This window comes from Holophagales bacterium, from assembly GCA_016719485.1.
In the GTDB taxonomy this organism is placed as follows: domain Bacteria; phylum Acidobacteriota; class Thermoanaerobaculia; order UBA5066; family UBA5066; genus UBA5066.
The window spans coordinates 99,496-124,339 of sequence record JADJZB010000028.1 but is presented as its reverse complement, the minus strand read 5'-3'; the positions used below and the strand labels follow the sequence as shown (position 1 = coordinate 124,339).

General features: G+C 71.7%; 16 protein-coding genes and 1 tRNA gene. 14 read left to right on the top strand and 3 right to left on the bottom strand.

Annotation, left to right across the window (positions count from 1 at the left end; translation table 11 throughout):
- Positions 1–18 precede the first annotated feature (18 nt).
- The 9 genes from IPN03_19325 (at position 19) to IPN03_19285 (ending at position 13,606) form a co-directional block, all read left to right on the top strand.
- Entirely contained in the window at positions 19–1,938 is a 1,920-nt protein-coding gene (locus IPN03_19325; GenBank protein MBK9375807.1) for a 1-deoxy-D-xylulose-5-phosphate synthase, read from the top strand.
- Between the two features lie 16 nt (positions 1,939–1,954).
- Positions 1,955–2,971 carry an alcohol dehydrogenase catalytic domain-containing protein gene (locus IPN03_19320; protein MBK9375806.1) on the top strand — a complete coding sequence of 339 codons (1,017 nt, stop codon included), beginning with the start codon at positions 1,955–1,957 and terminating at the stop codon, positions 2,969–2,971.
- Positions 2,968–4,002, top strand: coding sequence for an alcohol dehydrogenase catalytic domain-containing protein (locus IPN03_19315; protein MBK9375805.1), 1,035 nt, complete (start codon positions 2,968–2,970; stop codon positions 4,000–4,002). The genes IPN03_19320 and IPN03_19315 overlap by 4 nt, the downstream gene beginning before the upstream one ends.
- Positions 4,002–4,763: a TlyA family RNA methyltransferase gene (locus IPN03_19310; GenBank protein ID MBK9375804.1), complete on the top strand. Its 762-nt coding sequence runs from the start codon at positions 4,002–4,004 to the stop codon at positions 4,761–4,763. The genes IPN03_19315 and IPN03_19310 overlap by 1 nt, the downstream gene beginning before the upstream one ends.
- A gap of 9 nt (positions 4,764–4,772) precedes the next feature.
- Positions 4,773–5,663 carry an NAD(+)/NADH kinase gene (locus IPN03_19305; protein MBK9375803.1) on the top strand — a complete coding sequence of 297 codons (891 nt, stop codon included), beginning with the start codon at positions 4,773–4,775 and terminating at the stop codon, positions 5,661–5,663.
- 12 nt (positions 5,664–5,675) lie between these two features.
- Positions 5,676–9,701: a translocation/assembly module TamB domain-containing protein gene (locus IPN03_19300; GenBank protein ID MBK9375802.1), complete on the top strand. Its 4,026-nt coding sequence runs from the start codon at positions 5,676–5,678 to the stop codon at positions 9,699–9,701.
- Complete coding sequence (locus tag IPN03_19295; protein MBK9375801.1) at positions 9,698–12,487, top strand: BamA/TamA family outer membrane protein; 2,790 nt, start codon at positions 9,698–9,700, stop codon at positions 12,485–12,487. Before IPN03_19300 ends, IPN03_19295 begins: the two co-directional genes overlap by 4 nt.
- A 71-nt stretch (positions 12,488–12,558) precedes the next feature.
- Positions 12,559–12,635 (top strand) — tRNA-Asp (locus IPN03_19290).
- Between the two features lie 191 nt (positions 12,636–12,826).
- Positions 12,827–13,606, top strand: coding sequence for a CPBP family intramembrane metalloprotease (locus tag IPN03_19285; GenBank protein ID MBK9375800.1), 780 nt, complete (start codon positions 12,827–12,829; stop codon positions 13,604–13,606).
- 3 nt (positions 13,607–13,609) lie between these two features.
- On the opposite strand, the gene IPN03_19280 is transcribed toward IPN03_19285, so the two are convergent.
- Positions 13,610–14,782, bottom strand: coding sequence for a hypothetical protein (locus IPN03_19280; protein MBK9375799.1), 1,173 nt, complete (start codon positions 14,780–14,782; stop codon positions 13,610–13,612).
- 185 nt (positions 14,783–14,967) lie between these two features.
- Here IPN03_19280 and IPN03_19275 point away from each other — a divergent pair, with 185 nt between their 5' ends.
- Both IPN03_19275 and IPN03_19270 read left to right on the top strand, forming a co-directional pair.
- Entirely contained in the window at positions 14,968–15,423 is a 456-nt protein-coding gene (locus tag IPN03_19275) for an ATP-binding protein (GenBank protein ID MBK9375798.1), read from the top strand.
- On the top strand, positions 15,420–15,767 hold the full coding sequence (locus IPN03_19270) for an STAS domain-containing protein (protein MBK9375797.1): 348 nt from the start codon (positions 15,420–15,422) through the stop codon (positions 15,765–15,767). The genes IPN03_19275 and IPN03_19270 overlap by 4 nt, the downstream gene beginning before the upstream one ends.
- A 164-nt stretch (positions 15,768–15,931) precedes the next feature.
- On the opposite strand, the gene IPN03_19265 is transcribed toward IPN03_19270, so the two are convergent.
- On the bottom strand, positions 15,932–19,129 hold the full coding sequence (locus tag IPN03_19265; GenBank protein MBK9375796.1) for a hypothetical protein: 3,198 nt from the start codon (positions 19,127–19,129) through the stop codon (positions 15,932–15,934).
- 68 nt (positions 19,130–19,197) lie between these two features.
- On the opposite strand from IPN03_19265, the gene IPN03_19260 reads away from it, so the two are divergent.
- The 3 genes from IPN03_19260 to IPN03_19250 all read left to right on the top strand — a co-directional run bounded on the left by IPN03_19260 (position 19,198) and on the right by IPN03_19250 (position 23,634).
- Positions 19,198–20,097, top strand: a complete 900-nt coding sequence (locus tag IPN03_19260) for a polyprenyl synthetase family protein (protein ID MBK9375795.1) — start codon at positions 19,198–19,200, stop codon at positions 20,095–20,097.
- 44 nt (positions 20,098–20,141) lie between these two features.
- Entirely contained in the window at positions 20,142–21,929 is a 1,788-nt protein-coding gene (locus IPN03_19255) for a hypothetical protein (GenBank protein MBK9375794.1), read from the top strand.
- Positions 21,930–21,996: 67 nt separating this feature from the next.
- Positions 21,997–23,634, top strand: coding sequence for an EAL domain-containing protein (locus tag IPN03_19250; GenBank protein MBK9375793.1), 1,638 nt, complete (start codon positions 21,997–21,999; stop codon positions 23,632–23,634).
- Between the two features lie 18 nt (positions 23,635–23,652).
- On the opposite strand, the gene IPN03_19245 is transcribed toward IPN03_19250, so the two are convergent.
- On the bottom strand, positions 23,653–24,825 hold the full coding sequence (locus tag IPN03_19245; protein ID MBK9375792.1) for a hypothetical protein: 1,173 nt from the start codon (positions 24,823–24,825) through the stop codon (positions 23,653–23,655).
- Positions 24,826–24,844: the final 19 nt, after the last annotated feature.

The window sequence follows — 24,844 nt, the reverse complement described above, 5'->3', positions numbered from 1 at the left end:
GATATCATTGATGGTTCTATGACCAGCCGTCCGACCCCGCTCCTCGACCGGGTCCTCTGGCCCCGGGACCTGAAGATCCTGACCCTCGAGGAGCTGGCGACGCTCTCCGACGAGCTTCGCTCCTTCCTGATCAACTCGGTGTCGAAGACGGGAGGCCATTTCGCCTCGGGCCTCGGTATGGTCGAGCTGACGGTCGCCCTCCACCACGTCTTCGACACCCCCAGGGACCTCCTGGTGTGGGACGTCAGCCACCAGTGCTACCCGCACAAGGTCCTGACGGGGCGCCGGGACCGGCTCCACACGATCCGGCAGAAGGGCGGGCTCTCGGGCTTCACCAGCCGGGCGGAGTCGGAGTACGACGTCTTCGGGGCGGCTCACGCCTCGACGTCGATCTCCGCCGCCCTGGGGATGGCCGCGGCGCGGGACGCCAAGGGGGACGACTACGACGTCGTCGCGATCATCGGCGACGGCGGCCTGACCGGTGGCGTCGCGATGGAAGGGCTGAACCAGGGCGGCTACCTGAAGCGCCGGCTCATCGTCATCCTGAACGACAACGAGATGTCGATCGCCCCGAACGTCGGGGCGATGTCGGGCTACCTCCTCCGGATCGCGCGCGGGCAGATCTACAACAGGGTGCGCGGAGAGGTGGCCAGCGTCCTGAAGAAGCTCCCGAAGGGGGAGCGCCTCGCCGAGATGGCCGAACACCTCGAGGACGGCCTGAAGAAGGCCCTCGTCCCCGGCACCCTGTTCGAGGAGCTGGGGTTCAAGTACGTCGGACCCATCGACGGCCACAACATCCCCGTGCTCGTGAGGACCCTCCGCGAAGCGAAGGAGTACGACGGCCCCCTCCTGATCCACGTCCGGACCACGAAGGGGAAGGGATACGCCCTCGCCGAGCAGGACCCGGTCTTCTGGCACGGGCCCTCGCCGTTCAAGGTGGAGACGGGCGAGATCGCGAAGAAGGCCGCACCGCCGAGCTACACCACGGTATTCGCCGACACGCTCTCCGATCTCGCGGCGAAGGACGAGCGGATCGTGGCGATCACGGCGGCGATGCCGGACGGCACCGGCCTCGACCGCTTCGCGAAGAAGTTCCCGGACCGGACGTTCGACGTCGGCATCTGCGAGCAGCACGCCGTTCTCTTCGCCGCCGGCATGGCGACGCAGGGGATGAAGCCCGTCTGCGCGATCTACTCGACGTTCCTGCAGCGCGCCTACGACCAGATCTTCCACGACGTCTGCCTGATGGACCTGCCGGTGGTCTTCGCCCTCGACCGGGGCGGCGTCGTCGGGTCCGACGGGCCGACCCACCACGGGGCCTACGACCTCTCGTACCTGCGCATCTTCCCGAACATGATGGTCGCAGCGCCGAAGGACGAGAACGAGCTGCGGCAGCTCGTCGCGACGGCCTTCACGACCGGCCACCCCACCGCCGTCCGGTATCCGCGCGGCGCGGGTTACGGCGTCGCGCTCGACGCCGAGCCGAGGATCCTCCCCGTCGGAAAGGGAGAGGTCCTGCGCGTCGGAAAGGACGGCGTCGTCGTGGCGATCGGCGACCCGGTCCTCCCGTCCCTCGGTGCGGCCGAGCGGCTTTCGGCGGAGGGGGGAGCGTCGCTCACCGTGATCAACGCCCGTTGGGTGAAGCCCCTCGACACCGAGCTGCTGGCGCAGTTCGTCAAGAACGGAACGACGGTCTTCACCGTGGAGGAAAACGCCATCGCCGGCGGGTTCGGTTCCGCCGTCTCCGAGGCGCTCGACGCCCTCGGCATCGTGGCGCCGGTCCACCGGATCGGGATCCCCGACCGGTTCATCCCGCACGCCACTCAGGCCGAGCAGCGGGCCGAGATGGGGATCGACGAGGAGGGCCTCCTCGGGACCTTCCGGGCGAAGACCGCCGGCGGCGGCGTCGTCCCGATCCGTACGCGCGCCGCGAGCTGACCGGGCGGGCCGCCCGATGCGCGCGCTCGTCTGCGAGTCCCCCGGACACGTCGTGCTCCGGGAGCTCCCGGATCCCGAGCCCGGCCCGGGTGAGGTCGTCGTCCGGGTGGAGGCGACGCTCACCTGCGGCACCGACCTGAAGCTCGTGAAGAGAGGGCACCCGAAGGTCCCGTTCCCGACGGTCCTCGGGCACGAGTTCTGTGGGCGCGTACTGCGTGTCGGCGCGGGGGCCCCGTTCTCAGAGGGAGAGAGGGTGACGTCGGCGGTCAGCGCGCCTTGCGGCGCGTGTCGCGAGTGCCACAACGGACATCCGAACCTCTGCGGCACCGCGTTCGACCACCGGGTCTGGGGGACATGGGCCGAGCTCGTGAAGGTGCCCGCCCGGATCGTCCGCTACGGCCTCCTGCGCGTCCCCGACGGGCTCGCGCCGGCCGCCGCCGCGCTCCTGGACCCCCTTGCGTCGGTGCTTCGCGGGCTGGGCCGGGTCCCCGACGCCGCGGGCCGGACGGTTCTCGTCCTGGGAGCCGGCCCGATCGCCCTCCTCTTCACGTCCCAGCTCCTGAAGCGGGGCGCGTCGCGCGTCTTCGTGGCGGGGCGGAGCCCGGGGCGTCTGGCCGCCCACGCGGCGCTGGGGGTGGAGACGATCTCGACACGCGAGAGCCTCACGGCGCGGCTCTGGGACCTGACGGAAGGGCAGGGAGCGGACCTCGTCATCGAAACGACCGGAGCCCCGTCGATCGCGGACGAGGCGCCGGGTCTGGCGGCACGAGGGGGAACGGTCCTCCTCTTTGCCGGGCTCGTGCGGGAGGCCCGTCTCGCCGTCCTCGCACACCGCATCCACTACGACGAGGTCTCGCTCGTCGGCTCGTTCCACTACACCGCAGACGACGCGCGCGCATCGCTCGACCTCCTCGCCCGGGGCGAGGTCCCGATCGACCGCCTCGTGACGGCCGAGAGCCCGCTCGAGCAGTACCCGTTCGTGCTGGAACGGCTTTCCCGCGGGATGGAGATGAAGGTGGCGTTCCTCCCGTGATCCCTTCCAGGATGAAAGCGGCGCTCGCCCGCGCCCCGGGGCGGATCGAGATCGTCGAGATGGAGACGCCCCGGCCCGGTCCCGGCGAGATCCTCGTGGCGATGAAGGCCGTCGGCCTCTGCGGGAGCGACGTCCACCCGTGGTACGTGGCGACGAAGGCCCCGGCTGTCCTCGGGCACGAAACCGCGGGCGTCGTCGTCGAGACGGGCGTCGGCGTGACGCACCTGAGGCCGGGGGACCGGGTCTTCGTCCACCACCACGCCCCGTGCGGCGTCTGCCGTTTCTGCGCCGCGGGGGAGTCCGTCATGTGCCCGGAATGGAAGCCCTCCCGCCTCCACCCCGGAGGCCTCGCCGAGTACGTGAGGGTGGCGGCCCCGTCCGTCTCGCGCGATGCGCTCCTCCTTCCGCCGCACGTCTCCTTCACCGGCGGCGCGTTCGTCGAGCCCGTCGCGTGCGCGCTGAAGGCCGTGGACCGGGCCGCCGTCCGCCGGGGCGACACGGCTCTCGTGGTCGGCCTCGGATCGAACGGCCTCCTCCTCGGCTGGCTCGCGCGGCTCGCCGGGGCGCGCCTACTCCTCGGGAGCGACCCCGACCCCGCCCGGCGCCGCTTCGCCCGGGAGCTCGGGTTCGACGCCGTCGTCGACCCATCCGCCGAGAGCCTCGTCGAGTGGGTGACGTCCGCGGCCCCCGGCGGAGCGGACGTCGTCTGGATCATCCCGACGGCGGCCGCCGCGGTCCTCCCGGCGATGGAAGCGGCCGCGCCCGCGGCCCGCGTCGTCTTCTTCTCGCCGGTCGCGCCCGACACCGTCTGGCCGATCGCGCCGCACACGCCCTACTTCAAGGACCTGACGCTCTGCTTCAGCTATTCCTCCGGCCCCCTCGAGACGCGGCGTTCGCTCGACCTGATCGCCTCGGGCGACCTCCCCGTCGAGAGTCTCGTCACGCACCGTCTGCCGCTCGACCGCGCCGCCGAGGCCTTCGCCCTCGCCGAGGCCGCGGGCGAAGCGCTGAAGGTCGTCGTCGAGATCTGATGGCCGCGCCGAAGACGCGCCTCGACGTGCTCCTGGTCGCCCGGGGGCTGGCCGAGTCGAGGACGAGGGCCGAGGCGCTCGTCCTGGCGGGGCGCGTGAAGGTGAAGGGGGTCGAGCGGCCGAAGCCCGGGACGTCCGTCGGTCCCGACGTCCTGATCGAGATCCAGGGGCCGGAGCATCCCTGGGTCTCTCGCGGCGGGGTCAAGCTCGCGGCAGGGCTCGACGCATTCGGTGTCGACCCTGCGGGTCGATGCTGTCTGGATATCGGCGCGTCCACGGGAGGCTTCACGGACGTTCTCCTCTCGCGGGGGGCGGCGCGGGTCTTCGCGATCGACGTCGGGCACGGCCAGCTCCACGCCAGGCTCAGGAACGACCCGCGCGTCGTTCTGCGCGAAGGGGTCAACGCGCGGCTCCTCTCTCGCGCGGACGTGCCGGAGGCCTGCTCGCTCCTCGTGGCCGACGTGTCGTTCATCTCGCTTCGGCTGATCCTGCCCGCGGCAGTCCCCCTCCTCTCCACGGGCGCCGACTCCGTTCTCCTCGTCAAGCCGCAGTTCGAATCGGAGCGCGGCGAGGTCGGCAGGGGAGGAATCGTCCGTGACGCCGAGGTCCGCCGCCGCGCGCTGGAGCGCGTCGTCGCTTCGGCCGAAGCGCTCGGGCTGGCCCACCGCGGGACGATCGAGTCGCCGATCACCGGCGCCGATGGCAACGTCGAGCTCCTCGCGGCGTTCCTCCTCGGCGGTCAGAGCGCCGCCAGCGGCTAGAATCGCTCCATGTCGACGCGACCGAGGGCGCGAAGAAAGGCCATCCGGAGGGTCGGTCTCGTCACGCGCACCACGAGCGGCGACGCCATCCACCTCACCCGACGCCTCGAGGCGTGGCTGCGCAGGCGCGGCATCGAGGTCCTCCACGACGCCGAGTCGATGGGGGCGCGGCATGCGATGGGGGGCGTTCCGCGGGCGGAGATCTCGAAGCACGTCGACCTCCTCGTGACGCTCGGAGGCGACGGGACGCTCCTCTCCGTCGCGCGGCACCCCTCGCCGGGCGTCGCCATCCTCGGCATCGACATCGGGACGTTCGGCTTCCTGACCTCGTGCCCTCCCGACGCCTGGGAGCCGCTCCTGACGGACGCGCTGGCCGGGACGGCTCCGCTGGAGTCGCGACGGATGCTGAACGTGGACGTCGTCGAGGCCGGGAGGCCCCGGCGGCGGATCCGGATCATCAACGACGCCGTCATCGGCAAGTCGGCCCTGTCGCGCATCGCGACGATCCGCGTCGAGGTCGACGGACGGCCGGTGTCGCGCTATCGCGGGGACGGCCTCATCGTCGCCACACCGACGGGCTCGACGGCCTACAACCTCTCGGCCGGCGGGCCGATCCTGATGCCGACGATGCCGGCCATCATCCTGACCCCCATCTGTCCTCACACGCTCAGCCTCCGGCCGGTCGTCCTCCCGGACGACGTGACCCTCGGCCTGGCGGTCGAGGGCGATCCGTCGGACGTCTACCTGACGATGGACGGGCAGGAGGGCTTCCCTATCGGACCGGCGACGCGGGTCACGATCGCCCGGGCGCGCGAGACGGCCCTTCTCGTCCGCGCCCACGGCAGCACGTTCTTCGACGTCCTCGCCAAGAAGCTGTCCTTCGGCGGCGAGAAGAAGTAGGCGACCGCCGCGATGGGGGTGAAGAAGGGGCTCGGCGGCCGGATCCCCCACCCCCACATCCCGCACCTCGTCCTGGAGCACGTCCGGGTCCTCCGGCTCTTCGTGCTCCTCTTCCTCTTTTCCCTCCTCGTCCTCTACGCCGTCTTCCGCTCGGCGCGCTTCCAGGACCTGATGAGGCGCCGGGCCGAGACGCTCCTCTCCGAGGCGCTGAAGAGGAAGGTGACGATCGGTGGCTTCGACCTCGCCCTCGTCCCGCCAGCGTTCCTCGTGAAGGACGTGTCCGTCTCGAACGACCCGAGAGGGCTCGCCGGCTCCTGCTTTTCCGCGGAGGAGGTGAGCCTGCGGGGAATCCCGCAGATCTCCGCCACCCGGATCGACCTGCCCAAGGTGCGGCTCATGGGGCCGCACGTGGTTTTCGAGGTCTTCGCCGACGGTACGAACAACTTCTCCTCCATCGTCGCGGCCCTGCCGAAAGGGGAAGGCGGCGGGAAGGACGTCCGGATCCGGGAGGCGATCCTCCAGAAGGGGACGATTCGCTTTCGCGAGTGGAAGGCGAAGCTCGACGTCATCCTGACCGAGGCGGCGCTGACGGCGCGTTCCGGGAGGTTCTCGAAGACGACCCGGGTTTCCCTCGGCTGCCGGCAGGCCCGCCTCAAGCTCGACGACGGCGACGTCCTCGACCTCGAGATCGGGGCCGACGTCGTCCTGTCTCCCGGCAGGGTTCGCTTCCGGGGGATCCGGCTCCGGGGAGAGGGGTTCGCCCTCGACGCCCTCGGCGGGATCGACGACCTGACGAATCCGGAGGTGAACATCCTCGCCCGGGCGCGGATGCGCGGAGAGGATCTCGATCGCTACTTCGGTGCGGGGATCCCGCTGACCGGGCCGGTGTCGGCCGTGGCGAGCGTGAGGGTCCCGAAGGGTGGAGGGTTCCGGGTGAGGGGGGAGTTCGAGATCGGGGAGGGCGGGCGTTTCGGTCCGTTTCCGATGACCGGGGAGGGATCGATCCGCGTCGACCCCGACGGTCTTCTCGCCCACGTCTCCCGCGCCGAGTACGCGGGCGGGACGCTCGAGGCCCTCGTCCAGCTCGGGAGGCTGAAAGGACCACCGCTCCCGGTGCGGATCGCGGTGTCGGGGAAGGGGATCGATTTCGAGAGCTTCTTCTCGGACCTCGGGCTTCCGGGGACGGGCCTGATGGCCCGGGCGGACCTGGACATGACGCTCACGTTCGGGCCGGGCGGGGCTGCGCGCGCGGACGGATCGGGAGCGATCCGCCTCGCCGCGGCCCCGGGCGTCCCCTCGGCCGTTCGCGGGAGGCACGCGCTCCCCGTCTCCGGAGGGGGACCGCTCTTCGTGAAGGACGGTGCGATTCTCTTTCCGCGCGTGGCGTTCCTCACGGCAGGCGGGCTCCGCGCGACGCTGGACGGGACGCTTCAGATCGGTTCCTGGGAACCCGACTGGGCGCTGACGATCGAGGCCCCGGACCTCGTCGAGGCCGAACGGCTCGCCGCGAACTTCTATCCGGCCATACAGGGAGAGCCGCTCTCCCCGCCGCTGAAGCTCGGCGGCTCGGGGCGGCTCGTCGCGTCGCTGACACGGAGCTTCTCCGATCCGCGCATCACGGGGCGGCTGGAGGCCTCGTCCTTCGTCCTGCGCGGCGTGCCGTTCGGCGAGACGACCGCCGACTTCCTCGTCGACAGAAACGTCCTGACGCTGCAGCCGCTCGAGGCGCGCGACGGGGGCGGCCGGCTCGTGGCGAGCGGACAGATCGCGTGGGGCGGGGCGCTCGGAGGTGAGTACCGCCTGACCGGCTTCACGACCCAGACCGAGCGGTGGCCGGTGGAACGGATCTTCTCGTTCCTCTCGCTCGACCTTCCGATCACGGGTCTCGTCACCGGCCGTCTCCCTCTCGACGGCGTGACGCCCCGCGTCCTCGGCGAGGGGAGCCTCGCCTTCGACGAGTCGCGCCTCTGGGGTCAGCCCTTCGACCGCGTCGAGGGGACGCTCGGTTTCGAAGAAGACCGTCTCCGGCTCTCGGCGGTTCGCGGCGCACTGGGGAAGGGGGCGGCCCGCCTGGACGGCTTCTACCGGTACGCCGACGACGGATTCGAGATGGAGGCCGAGGCGCAGGACCTTCCCCTCGAGAGACTCGGAGCGTTCTCCGAAGGGGCGCCCGGCCTGACGGGCCGGCTCACGGGCTCCCTCGCGGGCCGCGGAACGCTCGACGTCCCGAACCTCGAAATGGAGGGGAAGATCGTGGAGGCGGCCTGGCAGCAGACGCCGCTCTCACTGCCCGGCAAGGAGGTGTCTCTCCGGTTGACTCTCGACGGCGGAAAGGTCGAGGCGGAGGTCGATGCGCCAGGGGCGGCGCGCCTCACTGCGGCGGGGAGCGGAGGCGGGCTGGAGGTCGGCCTCGAGGTTCGCTCGATCGCCGCCTACGCGGCCCTCCTCGGGGTTCCCGCCGGAACCGACCTCGACGGGACGGCACGGGTCGCCGCCAGCCTCTCGCGGGACGCGGCCGGGAACGTGACCTCGGCCCGGGGCCGGTTCGTGCAGCTCGACGCCGTCGTCGGTCCGCACCGTCTCTCTCTCCCGGCTCCGGCGGCGTTCACGTGGGTGGACGGCCGGTTCTCCTGGGAGGACGTCCGCCTCGCCGCGCACCGGGCGGCGGGTTCCGCCGGGTCTCTTCCGGAAGGTGAGGTGACCCTGAGCGGGAGCCTCGAGACCGGAGGCGGAGGCGCAGTCTCCGCGCGGGCCGTCGGAACGATCGAAGCAGCGATCCTGACGCCGTTCCTAGACGGTGCGACCCTGGAAGGAAGGATGTCCGTGTCGGCGACGGCGTCCGGAACGCTCGAACGGCCCGTCTTCGAGGGGCGCGTGGGCCTCGACGGCCTCGAGCTCGTCACGTCGCCCGGGGAGAAGCCGATCGAGGGGATCACCGGAACGCTGCAGCTGACACCCGGCCGGATCACGACCGACGACCTCTCGCTGCGGTGGAACGGAAGCGTCGCCGTGGCCGGTGTCCTCACCCTCGACGGACTCCGGATGTCGGGGCTGAGGCTCAACGTCCACGTCGAGGATCTGAAAAGCGAGCCGTTTGCCGGGCTCAGGACGACCGTGTCGGGAGACCTCGTCCTGCTCGGGGACGAAGAGGTCCGCTCCGCCCGAGGAGAGCTGCGGCTGATCCGGGGGATCTACGCCGAGGACCTCGACCTGTCGATCCAGGCGCTCCTCGGGGGCCGGCGTGGCGCCGGCGGGACCCTCTCCGAGCCGACCCGGTTCGACGACGTGGCGCTGGAAGTGCGGATCGCGATTCCGCCAGGGGCCTTCGAGGTGCGCAACAACGTGGCGCGGATGCGTGGATCGGGCGACCTGACGGTCCGCGGTACGTTCGGAAGACCTCTTCTCCTCGGCTCGGTCGAGGCGTCGGAAGGGGGGCGCCTCGAGCTGCGCGGCCTCCGGTACGACGTCACGAAGGCAAAGGTGGTCTTCGCCAATCCGGCCAGCAACGACCCCTACTTCGAGCTCGAAGCGCGGACGCAGGTGAAGGAGTACGCCATCACGCTCGGCGTCTCGGGCACCTCCTCGCGCGTGGTGCCCCGTTTCACCTCCTACCCGCAGCTCCCGGAGGCGCAGATCGTCTCGATCCTCGCCACGGGGGAGATCCCGAGTACCTCGGCCGGGAGCATCGGCTCGGTCTCGCCCGTCTCGACCGACCAGGACATCGTCGCGGCCGCCAGGGAGCTCATCGCGGGCCTCGCCACCGACGCGGCCGCGAGCCGGACGAAGGAGTTCCTTCGCCTCGACCGCCTCCAGATTGACCCCGTCTTCATCGGCTCGACGTTCGATGCGCCGCGCCTCACCGTCGCCAAGCGCCTTTCGAACGATCTGACCGTCACCTATTCGTACAAGGCCTCCACGGACCAGGAGCAGGTCATCCTCGTCGAGTACCAGATCTCCCCGAGCGCCTTCCTCCAGCTGCTGCGCGACGAGAACGGCGTGTACTCGGCGGAGGTGAAGATCCGCCAGAGGCTCCGTTGAAGGCGGCCGTCGTCCTCGCTCTCCTGCTCGTGCTTCCTGCCGTACCGGCCGCGGCCGCGGAGAGCCTCTGGGGACGCACGATCGAAGGCCTGACGTTCCGGGGCGATGCCCCGATCGAGGAGGAGTCGTTCGGGCGGCTCGTCGACCTCGGGCCCGGCGCTCGCCTGACCGAGCGTGCCGTCCATACGTCGCTCCGCAACCTCTTCGCGACGGGACGGTTCGCCGACCTCTCGGTGGAGGCCGCGCCGACGCAGGACGGGGTCGCCGTCACGATCGTCTTCTCGGCTGCGACCCGGGTCGCGAAGATCACCGTGTCCGGTCGGGGCATCCCCGCGAAGGGACGGGTCGTCGACGCGATCGGAACGAGGCCTCGCGATCCCTGGAGTCCGGATCGCGGTGTCGCGGCGACCCGGGCGGCCCTTCGCGTCCTGGAGGAGCGTGGCTACTTCGAGGCCGGGGTGACGCCGCGGGTCGAGCCGGGTCCCGACGACACGTCGGTGAACGTCACGTTCGAAGTGACGCCCGGCCGCCCCGCGGCGCCGGCGCCGGCGGCCTTCTCGGGCGATCTCGGCCCGCTTTCGCCGGAGGACCTCCGTCGAAAAGGGAAGCTCCGGCGGCAGCGCGTCTTCCGCGAGGCCGTCGCGCGGGACGACGCCGAGCGGTACACCGCGCACTACAGGTCGCTGGGCCGCTCCCGGGGTGAAGTGCGCTACGACGGCGCCGTGTACGACCGCGGCACGGGACAGGCGACGGCACGGTACGCGGTATTCGCCGGTCCCGACGTCGTTCTCGACGTCACCGGGATGAAGGAGAAGGACGTTCGTCGCAACCCGGCGTCCCCGTGGGCCAAGGGGGACCCGCCCGACGGCGAGGCTCTCGACCGCCTCCGCGGCGTCCTCCGGGAGGGCCTGCAGAGGAAGGGCTATGCACGGGCCGGCGTCGAGCTGGAGGTGGAGGCGACCGCGGATCGGGAGGAAGTCCGGCTGCACGCCGAGACGGGGGAACGCTGGGTCGTGGGCGCCGTCGCCGTCGAAGGGACCTGCGCGGTGAGGGAGAAGACGCTCCTGTCCGCCCTCAGAACCCGGCCCAGGGGCCTCTTCGAGAAGGGGCGGCTCGTCGACGCGGACCTCGCGGCCGATCGGGCGGACATCTCTGCGATCTACCGCGCTCGCGGTTTTCCCGAGGCCCGGGTGACGTCGGTCGAGGTGGTCGCGGGGGACCTTCCGTTCGAGCTCGACGTGAGGTTTCGCGTCGACGAGGGGGCGGCCGCCTGGTTCGGCCGGGTCTCGGTCGAGGGGCTCCGCTCCCTCGACGTCGAGGCGGCGGTCAGGAAGCTGCGCGCCCGGCGCGGCGGAGCGTATCTTCAGGACGACGTCGAAACCGACCTCGCGACGCTCCGGTCCGCCCTGGGTGACGGCGGCTTTCCCGACGCCCGCGTCGAGGCACGGACGACGCCGACCGCCGCCGAGCCGGGTGCACCGGTCGTCGTCGACGTGACCTACGAGGTGCGCGAGGGGGAGCACGCGGTCTTCGGAAAGACGATCCTGCGAGGCGCCCGCGCCACGCACCTCTCGGTCCTCCAGAGGGAGCTGGCGTACCGGGAAGGGACTCCCTTCTCGATGGCCCGGCTCATACGGACGCAGCAGAACCTCGATCGGCTCGGCGTCTTTTCGCGGGTGGACGTGTCCGGCCTTTCGCCCGATGCCGGGAGCGAGGCGCGTTCGGTCCTCGTGACGGTCGAGGAAGCGAAGCCGTGGAGTCTTCTCTACGGCCTCGGCCTCGAGTACGACGCCAAGGCCGAGCGGGCGCTGAACCCCAGGCTCTCGCTCGCCCTGGCGCATTCGAACCTCTTCGGCCGGGCCATTGCCGGTGTCGTCGAAGCGCGGTACTCGCGGCGGGACACGCGGGTCCTCGTCCGGTTGGCCGACCGTTCGATATTCGACTCGGGGCTTGCCGGCGCGATCACGGGATACGTCGCCGACGAGATCCGGGAGGCGTATTCCGTGCGACGGGGAGGCGCGTTCCTCGAGGTCGGCCGGCCGATCGTCGGTCCGCTCAAGGGGGCCCTGCGCTACCAGTACGAGATCGTCGAGCCCAGCGCCCCGCCCGACATCCTCTCGGAGATCGAGCGGCAGGACCAGAGAATCTTCATCAACTCCGTCGGCGCGAGCGCCGCCATCGATGCCCGCGACGATCCCATCGTGCCCGGCAAGGGGTACTTCGCGGCGCTCGAGGGGAAGTGGGCCTTCCCGGCCGCGTCCGCGGACGCACACTTCCTGAGAGGGTTCGCGCAGTACACGTTCTATCGGCCCCTCTCCGGCGGGATCCTCGCCGCGGGGATCAGGGCCGGGCTCCTGAAGTCGCTCGTGCAGTGCTCCCCGGAGGTGAACCCCGGTTGCCTTCCGAACCTCGACACGCCGATCGTCGAGCGGTTCTTCGCCGGGGGCCGGACGACGCACCGCGCCTTCCCGCTCGACGACCTCGGCGTCGAGGGCCAGACGCTGCAGGACGGCGGCGGGATCGGAGGCAACGCGCTCCTCATCGCGAACGTCGAGTGGCGGCTGGCGATCACGGGAGGGCTCGGTCTCGTGTTCTTCGCCGACTGGGGCAACGTCTGGGCGGGGCCCTCTTACGTGAAGCTGGCCGAAGGCCGGTGGGGCGCCGGGCTCGGCGTTCACTACCTGACCCCCGTGGGTCCGTTCCGCCTGGAGTACGGGTTCCGGCTGGACCGCAAGCAGGACGAGGACACAGGGGCGCTCAGCTTCAGCATCGGCTACCCGTTCTGACGCTGCCGCTTGCGTCGGTGCCTCTCCTGCGTATAATTCGCCTCCGCCCGCGAGGGCTGGTCTTTCCATGCGGGGTCGTAGCTCAGTTGGTTAGAGCGCAGGCCTGTCACGCCTGAGGTCGCGGGTTCGAGCCCCGTCGGCCCCGCCATTTACCCTCAATCACTTACAGCCCGCCGGGGCTTCTCGCCCGGGCGGGCTGTTCGACTATCCGGGACTGTCGGCCGGGCGTACGGGCCCGCCTGCTAGACTCTTCCGCCCGCGGAATGAACGCTCCTTCCGACCCATCGTCATCCCGTCCGCCTCGCCGCCCCGTGCGGGCCTCCCGCCCGTGAGGCCCGGATGAAGTCCGTCGACTCGTTCCTCCTGCTCGGCGTCGCTTTGCCCATCGTCGCGGCGATCGTCGTCGTCGCGGCCCGCAAGGGCGCTTTCCGGCGCGACGCTTTCCCGAGCGGCCGGCGGCGCGCGGGGGCGCTCGTCGCGCTCGGTGTGACGCTGGCCGCGACGACGATCCTGCCCGCCTTCTCCCTCGGCAGGCCGATCGATCCCGAGCGTCTCAGCCTTCCCTCGATCCTCGCGCTGCAGCAGCTCCTCGCCCTCTTCCTCCTCGCGTGGTGGCTGCTCGCGGGGCGTCCGCCGGTGCGGGAGTTCCTGGCGCTCGCGACGCCCGATCCCGGACGGCAGGTTCGCGTCGGGCTCGTCGTCGGGCTCGCCGGCTGGGGCCTGACGGTCGCCGCGGGGCTGGTCGTCCTCGGGGCGCTCCGCTTCGCGGGACTCGAAGAGGTCCGCCCGATCCCGCCGCTCGTGCGATGGCTCGCGAGCCAGCCCTTCGGCAGCCGGCTCGTGCTGGTCGTGGCGGCGATGACGGTAGAGGAGGTCTTCTTTCGGAGCTTCCTGCAGAGGCGGTTCGGCGCCGTGGCGGCGTCGATCCTCTTCCTCGTCTCCCACGGCGGCTACGGAGACCCGCTCTTCTTCGTCGGCCTCCTCGCGATCACCGCGGTCCTCTCCGCGACGTTCGAGAAGACCGGGTCCGTCGTCGCATCGATGGTCGCCCACGGCGTCTTCGACGCGGTCCAGCTCCTCCTGATCCTTCCTTCGGTCGTCCGGCTGATCCCCGGCTGATGCTCAGGCGGCCGGGGGTCGAACCGCGGCGAGGGAAACCTCGACGACGTCTCCGCGCGTGGTGACGCGGGGCCTCGCGCCGGCCGGCCGGCCCGAGTAGAGCGGGGAGAGAAGCGCCGCGATCCGTTTCGCCGCGGCGGGGCTCGTCGCCCGAATCCTCCAGAGAAAGCCGACCCGGCCTTCCGCCGGACCAGACTTCGGCGAGAAGAAGACGACCCGGTCGTCCTGCCAGCCGGCCGCCGCGTCCTTCGCGGCGTCGCCTGCCCCCGCTCGCTCCAGGAGGCTTCCGAGGACCCACTCGCCCAAGGTGTCGTACCAGGTCGTGGCCGAGCCTCCCGGCACCGGGCCGGGCACCGGTCGGTCGGAACGGGAAAGGCGTTTTCGGGCCGCGAGCACGATCCCGGGACGGAGGATCTGGCTCGTCGTCGAGGGAAGGTCCCGGTAGGCGGCGTCGATTGCGGCCCAGCCCCCGTTCGCCTTCTTCTGCCGCACCCAGGCGGTCCCGGCGGCGTACGGAAACACGAGCTCCTTCACGAAGAAGTCCGGAACGCCCTCCGCCCCCTCGACGGCAGAAGGGTCGTCGAGCCCGTCGAGGATCTGGTCGACCGGGTCGCTGCCCAGGGCCTCGCGGGCGTCGCCAGGAACGCTCTCCATCAGGGCCTCGGTCATGAGGATCGTGGCCTCGCCCTCGAGAACGGCCTGGAGAGCCAGGAGAGCGTCCGTGGAGTCGCGAAGGGCCTTCATCCGCGCGTGCAGCCCGAGGCGCTGGTCCTGGAGAGCGTGGGTCAGCTCGTGCGCCAGGAGGAGCTGCTCCATCAGGTCGCCAGAGGGGCCGGCGGTGTCGCGCGACCTTTCCGGGACGACGTAGAACCTCGTCTCGGCCGGGTCGTAGAAGCCGACGACCTGGCGGGAGTAGAGGCGGGTGAGGCGCAGGAGCAGGTCGGGCGTCGGATCGATCAGGCCGATGGCGGACAGGGACGCGGTGTAGGTCTCGAAGGACGCGGGGAGGTCCTCGACGAGCTTCTTCCCGAGCACCTCGTCGAGCTCCTTCTCGGGAAGGAGCGCCGAGGCCACCGGCGCCCGGAAGGCGACGCCTCGAACCTTCTCGACGAGTGCCTGCGCCGTGGCGACCCGGCCGGCAAGGAGGGTCCCTTCGTCCGCCCGGACGGTGCCCATGGCCAGGACCCCGAGGAGCGCGACGGTCGCGGACCACTCTGGACGAGACGAGCGGCGTTGACGTATGATTTCAGGGACCTCGTCGCAGGGTCCGGCCGTACACATTGGAGCGCAGCTTAGCAGGGCGATTCGCTTCTCTCCCGGTGGTCTCCGGTCCCCGTGAGGCGCGAGAGCCGACGGAAAAGATGACTGTAACTTCACCTGGTCCCATCGTCCTCTGGCTGGCGAGCCGCTACGAGAACATCGAGCTCGTGCAGGCGGCGCTCGCGCACGTCTGCCGGCAGCGGGAAATCGACGCCGAGATGGAGCACTGGATCGGAATGGCCCTCCGGGAGGCCGTCGCGAATGCCGTGAAGCACGGGAACCGGCTCGATCCCGACAAGCGCGTCCTGGTGAAGTTCGACGGTGTCGGGAACGACCTCTCGATCGTCATCGGAGACGAGGGCGGGGGCTTCGACCCGGAGCGCGTCTCCGACCCACTCGCCCCAGAGAACCAGATGAAGACCTCCGGACGGGGGATCTTCTACATCCGGACGTTCATGGACGACGTCACCTTCTCTCGCGGTGAGAGCGGGGGGACCGTTCTGACGATGCGCAAGGACCTCAGCAAGCGCGGGATCGCGAAGGGAGAGAACGAATGAACAAGAATGCCAGCGTCCGCAAGATCGGAGAAATCACGGTCGTCGAGCTCAAGGGGAAGATCACCATCGGCGCCGGCGACCTTCAAATGAGGGAGGCGATCCACGCCGTCCTCAACGAGGGGGCGCGCAAGCTCCTCGTCGACATGTCGGGTGTCACGACGATCGACTCCTCGGGTGTCGGCGAGCTCGTCGGCTGCTTCACGACGGCCACCCACAAGGGGGCGAAGATGAAGCTGATGAACCTCCCGGCCAAGATCAGCGACGTCCTGACCGTCACCCAGCTCATTACGGTCTTCGACGTCTATCCGAACGAAGCTGAGGCGGTCGCCAGCTTCGCCTCCTGATCGGGCGAGAAGCCGGATCTCAGCGGCCCGGGCCGCCCTTCGGGGAGCCCGGGCCGTTTTGCGTCCGCCTCGCGACGGCAGCGCCCCTGCTGGAGGGGAGGCGCCACAGGGGAGGCGCCACCGGCGCCGCGGGGAGGCCCGTGGCGGGTCTCCCCGATCCATTGTCAGGGCTCGAGCCAGAGGTCGTTCCAGCGGACGGGGGGAGGCAGGAGGTGGGCCTGCACGCCCCGCAGCCGCGGCGCCTGGACCACGAAACCGCGGTTGTGGAAGAGGAAGACGAGGGGCGCCTCGGCTTGTACGAGCCGGTTCAGCTCCCGGTAGACCGCCTCGCGCTCGGCGGCGTCGAGGAGCCGGGCCCCCTTCTCGACGAGACGGTCCACCTCGGCGTCGCGGAAGCCCGCGTCCAGGACGTCCTCCGTCTTCGAGTAGAGGAGGGAGCTGAAGAACGTATCGGGGTCTGGAAAGTCGGCGAACCAGCGCGAGAGCCTCACGTCGGGAAAGCTGCCGCCCCGCTTGCGGGCGGACATCTCCTCGCCGGGCAGGACTTCGAGCGCCAGCTTCACCCCGACGGCCTCGAGCTGCGTGGCGATGACCGGGAGCGGGTTCAGCGGGTCGCGGGAGTCCTTCGGGCTGAGCCAGGCCGTGAGCGCGAGGCCGCCGCCGTGGCCCGCCTCGTGCAGGAGCGCCTTCGCCCTCTCCGGGTCGTGGCGGTAGGGCCTCAGGTTCGGGTCGTGGCCGACGAGGTGGGGCGGCAGGATCGAGGCGGCCGGTACCGTCAGTCCGGCGAACGTCTTCTCGTTCAGCGCGGCCCTGTCGACGGCGTGGTTGAGCGCTCGGCGCACGCGGACGTCGTCGAGAGGCGCCCGGTCGCAGCGCAGGACGAGGAACGACGTGTGGAGCTGGACCGACGAGTCGATGTACGGCCGCCACCTGGGGTCCGCCATGAGCCGGGCCGCTTCGGGATACGGGATGTCCCAGACGACGTCGAGCTGCCCGTCGAGGAACCGCTGGAAGACGCCGGCTTCGGAGTCTTCCGTGAGATCGAGGTCGACCCCGTCGAGGGCGATCCGGCCCCGGTCCCAGTAGGTGTCGGAGCGGTCGAAGCGGGCCACCTTCCCGAACGTGATCTCCCGGGGCGCGAACGGTCCGGTGCCGGACGGGGCTCGCCGGGCGCGATCCCGGTCGCCGACGAGCGAAGGCGGCAGGACGGTGATGTCGGGCAGCGTCAGGAGCTGGAGGAAGAAGGGGACGGCGCGCGCGAGGCGCACCCGGAAGAGGGCGCTCGACGGTGCCTCCAGGCCGGCGACGCCCGGGGTGTGCCCGGCGCGAAAGGCGTCGTACCCTTCGACCGCGTCGAAGAGGGTCGCCAGCGGCGCGGCCGTCGCGGGGGAGAGGAACCGCTCGAACGAGGCCTTCACGTCGGCCGCCGCCAGGGTCCCTCCCTCGTGCCAGCGGACGCCCCGCCGAAGGTGGAAGGTGTAGAGCGTTCCCGACGGGTCGATCTCCCAGCTCTCCGCCAGCTCCGGCAGGATCCGGGTCCCCTCGCCGAAACGGACGAGGCCCTCGCCCCAGGTCCGTACGAGGATGGCCTGCGGGACGGTCTGGCAGAAGGCCGGATCGAAGTTCGCCTCGTCGAGATAGCGCAGCGCAGCCCTCACGCGCCCGCCGGGTGCGGGCGAAGGCAGGCGGAAGAGCGATGAGCGGGAACGCAGGAGGAGCGATTCCTGCTCGAGGGCCTGGGCCGCCTGGTTCATCGAGGTGGAGGCGTAGGCGTTCCTCTCGGCGGCCCTGCGGATCTCGTCCATCGACGTCACGACGGCCGCCGAGCCGTCCGCGAGCGTCACGGTGGCCTCGGCGATGGCGTCGACCGTCGAGGTGACCCTCTCCATGGAGCCGAGGAGCGCCTGACCGCCCGTGGCCTGTTCCTCCATCGCGCGGGCGAGCTGCTCCGTCAGCTCGCGGACCCGGTCGGTCCTCGCGTTGACGGCTCTGGCCGACTCGAGCTGGCCGCGGGTCGCCTCCGAGATGCGCGCCACCTCCGACGAGACGCGCGAGGTCGCCTCCGAGACGCGGGCCGACTCGCGGCTCTGCTCGTCCGCGGCGCTCGCGATCCCCTCCGAGGCGCGACGCGAGTCGAGGGCGAGCGTCTCGATCTCGTCGAGGGTCGCGTCGGAGGTCTGCGCGAGGTCGACCCCGTCTTCCGTCCGGCGGCGCGCCTCGGCGAGGAGCCGCCTGACGTCCTCGACGCCGGAGCGAACGGAAGAGACGAGGCCGCGCACCTCTTCGGTCGAGACGGCCGTCCGGTCGGAGAGGTCACGGATGTCGTCGGCGAGGACGGAGAAGGTCCGGCCGCTCTCACCGGCCTGCGCCGCGATGATGGAGGAGTTCAGGGCGAGGAGGTTCGTCTCCCCGGCGATCTCCTCGATGACGTGGAGGACCTCGCCGATCCGCGCGGAGTGTTCGGCGAGCGCCGTCGCGGCGTCGGAGGCTCCCGAAACGGCGCCCCGGATCTCGTGCATTCCGGCGAGCGTGCCCGAGACGGCCGCCTTGCCCGAGACGACGGCCGCCGAGACCCGCTCGGAGAGCCGTGCGGCCGTCTGGGCCTGCCGGTCCGTCTCTGCGGTGGAGGCACGGATCGCCTCCGTCGCTCCTGCCGTTTCCCCCGCGAGGCCGGAGAGGTTCTCGACGGCCGACGCGACTTCCTGGAGGGCGGAGACGACGCCACCGAGGGACGCCGCCGTCTCGTCGACGAACGCGCGGAGCGCCGAGGTGCTGCGGGAGACCTGCATGACCGAGGCGGTCATCTCGTGGAGCGAGGCGCCCGCGTTCTCGGCGGCCCCCGCGAGCGTCTCCATCGACTCCCGGAGGGAGCCGATCGCCGCGTCGGTGCCGCGCATCGCCGCCGCGGTCTCCTCCGCCCGCGCGTTCTGGACGGTGGCGGCGAGGGAGAGGTCGCGGCCCCGGGTCGTGAGGTCGCGTGCGACACCCGAGACCGCCTCGGAGAGCCGCGCGAACGAGGCGAGGATCCGCTCCATCGCGACCATCAGTCCGTGGAACGCCTCGGCGAGCGCCGCGTCTCCGGAGCGGGAGAGCGCCGCGCGCGAGAGCGTCAGGTCTCCGGCAGAGGCGCGGTGGAGCGCGTCGCGCGTCGCCTCGCGGGCGCGCAGGATGCGGCCCTCGGCCAGGCGGCCGAGGGCCGCCACGGCCGCCGCGGTCAGGACGCCCGCCGTGAGCGTGCGGAGCGGGGAGGGCGATTGCGTGAGGGCGAGGGAGGCGAACCCGAGCAGGACGACCGCCGGAACGAGCGCGGCGGGGAGCCACGTCTTCGCACGGGACGGCGCCTTCGTCGACGCGGCAGGCATCGAACCCGATGCTACACTCCCCGGCCCTCCGGACCGTGCCGTCCGGACAGGAAACGGAGCCACGCACCGTGCCTCTCGACCTTTCCCAGACCCTTTCCCGCGTTCGGAGCGCCGTCGACGCCCGGCTCCCGGAGCTGCTCGAGCGGGGTCCTTCCGCCGGCCTCCTCGACGACGTCCTGGATCCCCTGCCCCCTGCGGCCCGGGATGCGCTCCTCTCTCCCGGCAAGCGGGTGAGGCCCGGCCTCGTCTTTCTCTCCGGAGCGCTGTTCGGCGCGAAGGAAGAGAGCCTCCTCGACCCGGCCTGCGCCGTGGAGATGGTCCACGCCGCCTCGCTCGCCCTCGACGACCTCCCCTCGATGGACGACGCCACGACGCGTCGGGGAAGGCCCGCTCTCCACACGGTCCACGGCGAGGATCTCGCCATCCTCGCCGGCGTGACGCTGATCGTCCGGGCGTTCGGCGTCCTCGCCGACTCCGGGCTGTCGAGCATCCGGCCCGCCCCGGCGCTCGACCTCGTCTCGCGCCTGGCGGACGCCGCCGGTCTCTGGGGCCTCGCGTCGGGACAGTCCCTGGACCTGCGTACCGGGGAGGCGGAAGCGTCGTTCGACCGGCTCGAGACGATCCACGCACGCAAGACGGGTGCCCTCTTCGTGGCGGCCGCCGAGTTCGGGGCGGTCCTCGGCGGGGCGCGGCCGAAGGAGCTGGCGGCCGTCCGCTCCTACGCCAAGAACGTCGGCCTCGCGTTCCAGATCGTCGACGATCTCCTCGAGAGGCAGGACCCGGCGCGGACCGGCAAGCACGCCCGGCGGGCTCCGACTCCCACCTTCGCGCGGCACGTGGGCGAGGAGGGTGCGCGCCGGCTGGTCCAGGAGCTGACGCTCCACGCGATCGAGGCCCTCGAGCCCTTCGGGACGAGGGCGGCGCACCTCTGCGCCTTCGCCTCGTTGCTCAGGGATCGGACCGTCTGATCGGGCCGCTGCGGCGAGACGCGCGCCCTGCTAACGTCGCACGGGTGAGCGCACCGTCCAGCGAGCCCCCCGGGAGCCGGGATCCCGTCACCTTCGAGGAGGCACGGGAGCGGCTCCGTTCCCGCGGGTACCTCGATCGCGGCGTCGAAGGAGCGGTCCTGAAGGGGGCCCTCGCCGCCCGAAACAGGACGCTGGGGCTGCTCTTCGGCGCCGCGGTCGCGTCGCTCTTTCTCGCTCTCGCCCTCGCCACCGTCGAGACCGTCGCGGTCGCCCTCGCCTCGTCCCTCGCGCCGCGCGACGCCCTCGTCCTCTTCGCGTGGCTCGGCGCAGGGGCGCTCCTCGCCGCGGGCGTCCTCGTACTCCTTCTCGCCGCGCTCGCGTGGCTGCGCATGCGGGGACGCGGCGACCCGTCCGGTGTCTCGACGGAGCTGGCGATCGTCTTCGGTGTCCTCGCCGGGGTCGGCGCCGTGCTGGCGGCGCGGCCGGTCCTCGATGCGGCCGGCCCGCTCGCGGCGCTCGTCGCTCTCGGCGCGGCGGCGTTCGCGGTCGTCCTTGCGGTCCGGGTGGCCCGAGGCCTGGCGTTCACGGTCCTCGCGGCCTCCGGTCGGGCCGTTTTCTCACGGGCGCCACGCCCGGCGTTCGCCGTGGGCTCGGCGCTCGCCGCCGCCGCCCTCGCCGCCGGGGGCTGGCTTCTCCTGCGGCGCGCTCCACCGACCGACGAGCCGCTCGTCGTCCGCTCCTCGGCGGCGAGGGCCGTCCTCGTCGCGGTGGACGGCTGGACCCCGGAGGTCGTGACGGACGTGGCACCTCTCGGCGCACGCGTGCGCCTCGGGTACCGCAAGGAGACGTCGGATCCGGCGGCGTTCTGGACGACCGTCGCAACGGGCGAGCCGGCGCGCCGGCACGGCGTCGGTGCACTCGAGCTCGTGCGTCTCGACGGCCTCGTCGCGCCGGTCCGGTTGACGGCCGGGACGGGCTGGTACCTCGGCCGCATCCTTCCCGAGCTCGGCCTGGCGCGCGAGGAGTCCGTCACGTCCGCGGCCCGAAGGGTCCCGTCGCTGTGGGAGGTCGCGCACAGGGGAGGTCTCGCATCGCTCGTCGTGAACTGGTGGACGACGTGGCCGGCGGACGACGCCGGCGGCGTCGTCCTCGGAAACCACCTCTTCTTCGCCGCCCGGGCCGGAGCGAAGCTGGAGGGCGAGGGATGGCCGCCGGAGGCCGCTGCGCGGGCCGCCCGCCTGGCCGTTCGTGAGGCGGCACCCAGGCCCGGCGTCGGCCGGCTCGTCGCGGACGCGCGAGGTCTCGACGCGTTCGCCATCGCCGCCTTCCGGCAGGAAGTCGCGAGGGCGCGACCGCGCCTGGCGCTTCTCTACCTGCCGGGGCTCGACATACTCGGCGCGGCGCTTTCGGAGCCGGATCGGACGGTGGCCGATCGCGTGGCTCTCGCCACTGCCCTGGGCGAGGAGACCCGCACGATCGCCTCGTTCCTCGCGGGACCGGACGTCCTCGGAGGCGACGCCGATCTCGTCGCGGTCGTCGTCGACCGTGGCCGGTCGGCCGTCACCGGGGAGCTTCTCCTTTCCGGACGCCTCGCGGCGGCGGCCGTAGCCGGAGAGGTGAGACCCGTCGACCTCGCGCCGACGCTCCTCGCCGCTCTCGGCGTGCCTGCCTCGAGGCAGACCGAGGGAAAGGTCGACACGCGTCTCCTGCGCGAGGGCGCCGCGTCGGACGCGACGGTCTCCTCCTGGGGCCGAAAGCGGCCGGGCGGCGGTCCCGCGCTGGACCCCGAGGAGTACGTGGAGAACCTCCGATCCCTCGGCTACCTCCGCTGAAGGGGACGACCGTCCGTACAATGTCCGTCTCGATGACACCGGATTCGGAACATCGGCCGTCGGGGGCGTGTTGACGCGGTGGCCGGCGCGGCTGGCCGCGTCCGTCCTCCTCGCCGTGCTCCTCCCGCCGGCGCTCCTCGTCTGGCTTTCGTGGCGCCTGGAGAGGCGGGCGCTCCGCGACGACCTGGAGGCGCGCGCTCAGGTGGCGGCTGCGTTGACCGACGCGCTCCTCTCTCACGCGGAGGCGTTCCTGGCACGCCTTGGAAACCGGTGGGACGGCGGCTGCAGCCCCGACACCGCCGAGACGCTGAAGTCCGCCATCGACGTCGGCCTCGCCGTGCGCGACGCCTCGCTGCTCGACGGGTCCCTCTCGCTCGTCTGCAGCGTCGGAGCCGTCCCCCTGCCCCTGCCGGAAGCGGTGCGCAACGCCCTGCAGCGCGACGGACGGGCCCTCTGGGACGGTGCCCTCGGGACCGGCGCGGTGCGGTTCGCCGTCCGCCTTCCGCGGGGCGCAGGACAGGTGAGCTTCGACGCGGCGAGGCTGTCGCGCTTCCTGGCGCCCGTGGCGGACGGCGGACGCCTCGTGGGGGAGGTCGCCGGGGCAGCGGGAATCGTGCTCCGGGTGCCGGCCGCGGGCGAGACGCCCTCGCCGCGCCCCGGCGCGCTGCTCCGGCTTCTCGGGCGGATCGTCGGGGTGCGTGCCGAGGAGGCCAGGGCCCGCTGCACGGGCGGGGGGATCTCCGTCCGCGTGCGGGCCACCGCCGACGTCCAGCTCGCCGCGTGGGGAGAGACCCTTCCTCTCCTCCTCGCGATCGGCCTCGGATTCGGGGCGGGCGCAGCGGCGCTCGTCCTCCTCGCCGGGTCACCCGGCGCGGCCCTCAAGCGTCAGCTCCGGGGCGCCGCCCGCCGCGGCGAGCTGGAGGTCCGCTACCTGCCTGTCGTCGACGTCCGCTCGGGGCGTTGTGTCGGCGCGGAGGCGCTGCTTCGCTGGCGCCACGCGCGCGAGGGGCTCCTCTCGCCCGACCTCTTCATCGCGCTGGCGGAGGAGACGGGCCTGATCGTGCCGATCACCGACTGGCTCATGCGGCGCGTCGGCCGGGACCTGCCCGACGGCCTGCCCGAGCCGGATCGCTTCCACGTGTCGATCAACCTCGCCGGGGCCCACCTCCGCGACCCGGGGACCGTGGCGGGCATCCTGCGCGCGTTCGAGGGCTCGAGCCTCCGGCCGGAGTGCCTGGTCTTCGAGGTGACGGAGAGGGAGTTCATCGAGGACGAGGGGGGGACGGCGCGAAACGTCCTCGAGGCGATCCAGGCGTGGGGCGCGAAGGTCGCGCTCGACGACTTCGGGACGGGCTTCTCGAACATCGCCACGCTCCGCCGCTTCCGCCTCGACCACCTGAAGATCGACAAGAGCTTCGTGGAGGGAATCGGGACCGGCTCCGTCGCGGAAACCGTCATCGACGCCGTCGTCGACCTCGGCCAGAAGCTCGAGATGACGATCATCGCCGAAGGCGTCGAGCGGCCGGAGCAGGTCGACTACCTCGTCGCCCGCGGCGTCCACCTGATCCAGGGGTTCCACTTCTCCCTTCCGCTCACGCTGAAGGGGCTCGTCCGGTTCGTCGAGGAGAGGGCGATCCTGGCCGCCGAGTCGGAGGCGGTGGAAGAAGGCCGCGCGCCCGGCCCACCCGGCGCCGGGGCCGCCTGACGACGTCCCGGCGCGCTTCTACTGCCCGACGATCCGGACCGTCGAAGTCGTCGGGAGATCCTTGGCCGACTGGAGGAGAGACATCAGCTGGGCCGTGATGGCGAGCGACTGCATCGATCGTCCTCCGTCGCACTCGGCCGCTCCGCGCGGGATGGCCCACCGCGAGCCGTCGTACCGGACCGACACCTCGCTCGCTGGGCAGGCACCTCCCGGCCGGACGGCGAAGAGGCGCCTCTCGGAAACCGGCTGGTCGGCCCGGCGCGCCCGGATGGCGACCTCCCGCTCGGGACGCGCCAGCTCCCCGAGGTAATGGAGGATCGACTGGGGGGAGCGCATGACGATCCGTGCCCGGGACTCGCCCGGCGCCAGGCGAGCCGCGGCCTCGACGGCCTCCCGGGTGTCGTAGAGACGAACGGAGTCGCGAGACCCGCCCCCGCAGGCTCCCGTCTCCGGGATCGTGAGCCGCAGCTTCGTGGACGTCTTCTCGAGCTGGAACGTGCCGTCGGCGAGAGGCCGGAGCCGGAGGGGCGAGGAGGCCATCTGCACGAGGGTCGGTAGACGCCGGGCCTCGGTCGCGTCGACCGGCGGGCCGATCCGCTCGGTGAGGAGTTCGTCGAACTGCCAGCGGCCGGTGTCCGCGAGGTCGGCGACGAGGGAGGAGAAGGCGCCGAACGAACTTTCTGTCGGGTCGTTCTCGAGGACCCTGAGAGGCGCTCCGACCGCCGCTCCACAGTCCACCTCGAAGCGGTCGACGACGAGATAGAGGAGGACCTCGCGGTTGTAGCCCTGGTCCCAGAAGTACTCGAGGATCTCCGTGCCGACGGGGGTCATGATGCCCCTCGTGAACTCCTGCGAATCGAGGACCGCCACGTCGAAGGTGGGCGAGTCGCTGAAGCCGAAGCTGGGCGAGAAGGCCTGGACGTCCGGCGCCGCCGAGCCCGTCGACGCTGCCGCGCCGATCTGCGACTCCGCCCGGACGCTCCCGGTGATGCGGGAGAGGCCCGTGAAAACCATGGGCCTGCGATCCCGCGCGCGCAGGATGTTCATGAGGAGCATCTCGTTGCGGGCGGTCTCGGCGGCGGTGTTGTAGTCCACGGCGCGGCTCGAGAGGGCGCCGTGGGTGACGCAGCCCGCGAGGGCGAGTGCGGCCACGGCGGACAGCAGGCGGGGGAGAACGCTCGAGGCTGACATGGGCGTGACCTCCGGACTC

Bases quoted from the DNA above. Each gene is read 5' to 3' on its own strand.
- IPN03_19325 (MBK9375807.1), top strand. From the start codon at position 19: ATGACCAGCCGTCCGACCCCGCTCCTCGACCGGGTCCTCTGGCCCCGG.
- IPN03_19320 (MBK9375806.1), top strand. From the start codon at position 1,955: ATGCGCGCGCTCGTCTGCGAGTCCCCCGGACACGTCGTGCTCCGGGAG.
- IPN03_19310 (MBK9375804.1), top strand. From the start codon at position 4,002: ATGGCCGCGCCGAAGACGCGCCTCGACGTGCTCCTGGTCGCCCGGGGG.
- IPN03_19305 (MBK9375803.1), top strand. From the start codon at position 4,773: ATGTCGACGCGACCGAGGGCGCGAAGAAAGGCCATCCGGAGGGTCGGT.
- IPN03_19300 (MBK9375802.1), top strand. From the start codon at position 5,676: ATGGGGGTGAAGAAGGGGCTCGGCGGCCGGATCCCCCACCCCCACATC.
- IPN03_19285 (MBK9375800.1), top strand. From the start codon at position 12,827: ATGAAGTCCGTCGACTCGTTCCTCCTGCTCGGCGTCGCTTTGCCCATC.
- IPN03_19280 (MBK9375799.1), bottom strand. From the start codon at position 14,782: ATGGGCACCGTCCGGGCGGACGAAGGGACCCTCCTTGCCGGCCGGGTC.
- IPN03_19275 (MBK9375798.1), top strand. From the start codon at position 14,968: ATGACTGTAACTTCACCTGGTCCCATCGTCCTCTGGCTGGCGAGCCGC.
- IPN03_19270 (MBK9375797.1), top strand. From the start codon at position 15,420: ATGAACAAGAATGCCAGCGTCCGCAAGATCGGAGAAATCACGGTCGTC.
- IPN03_19265 (MBK9375796.1), bottom strand. From the start codon at position 19,129: ATGCCTGCCGCGTCGACGAAGGCGCCGTCCCGTGCGAAGACGTGGCTC.
- IPN03_19245 (MBK9375792.1), bottom strand. From the start codon at position 24,825: ATGTCAGCCTCGAGCGTTCTCCCCCGCCTGCTGTCCGCCGTGGCCGCA.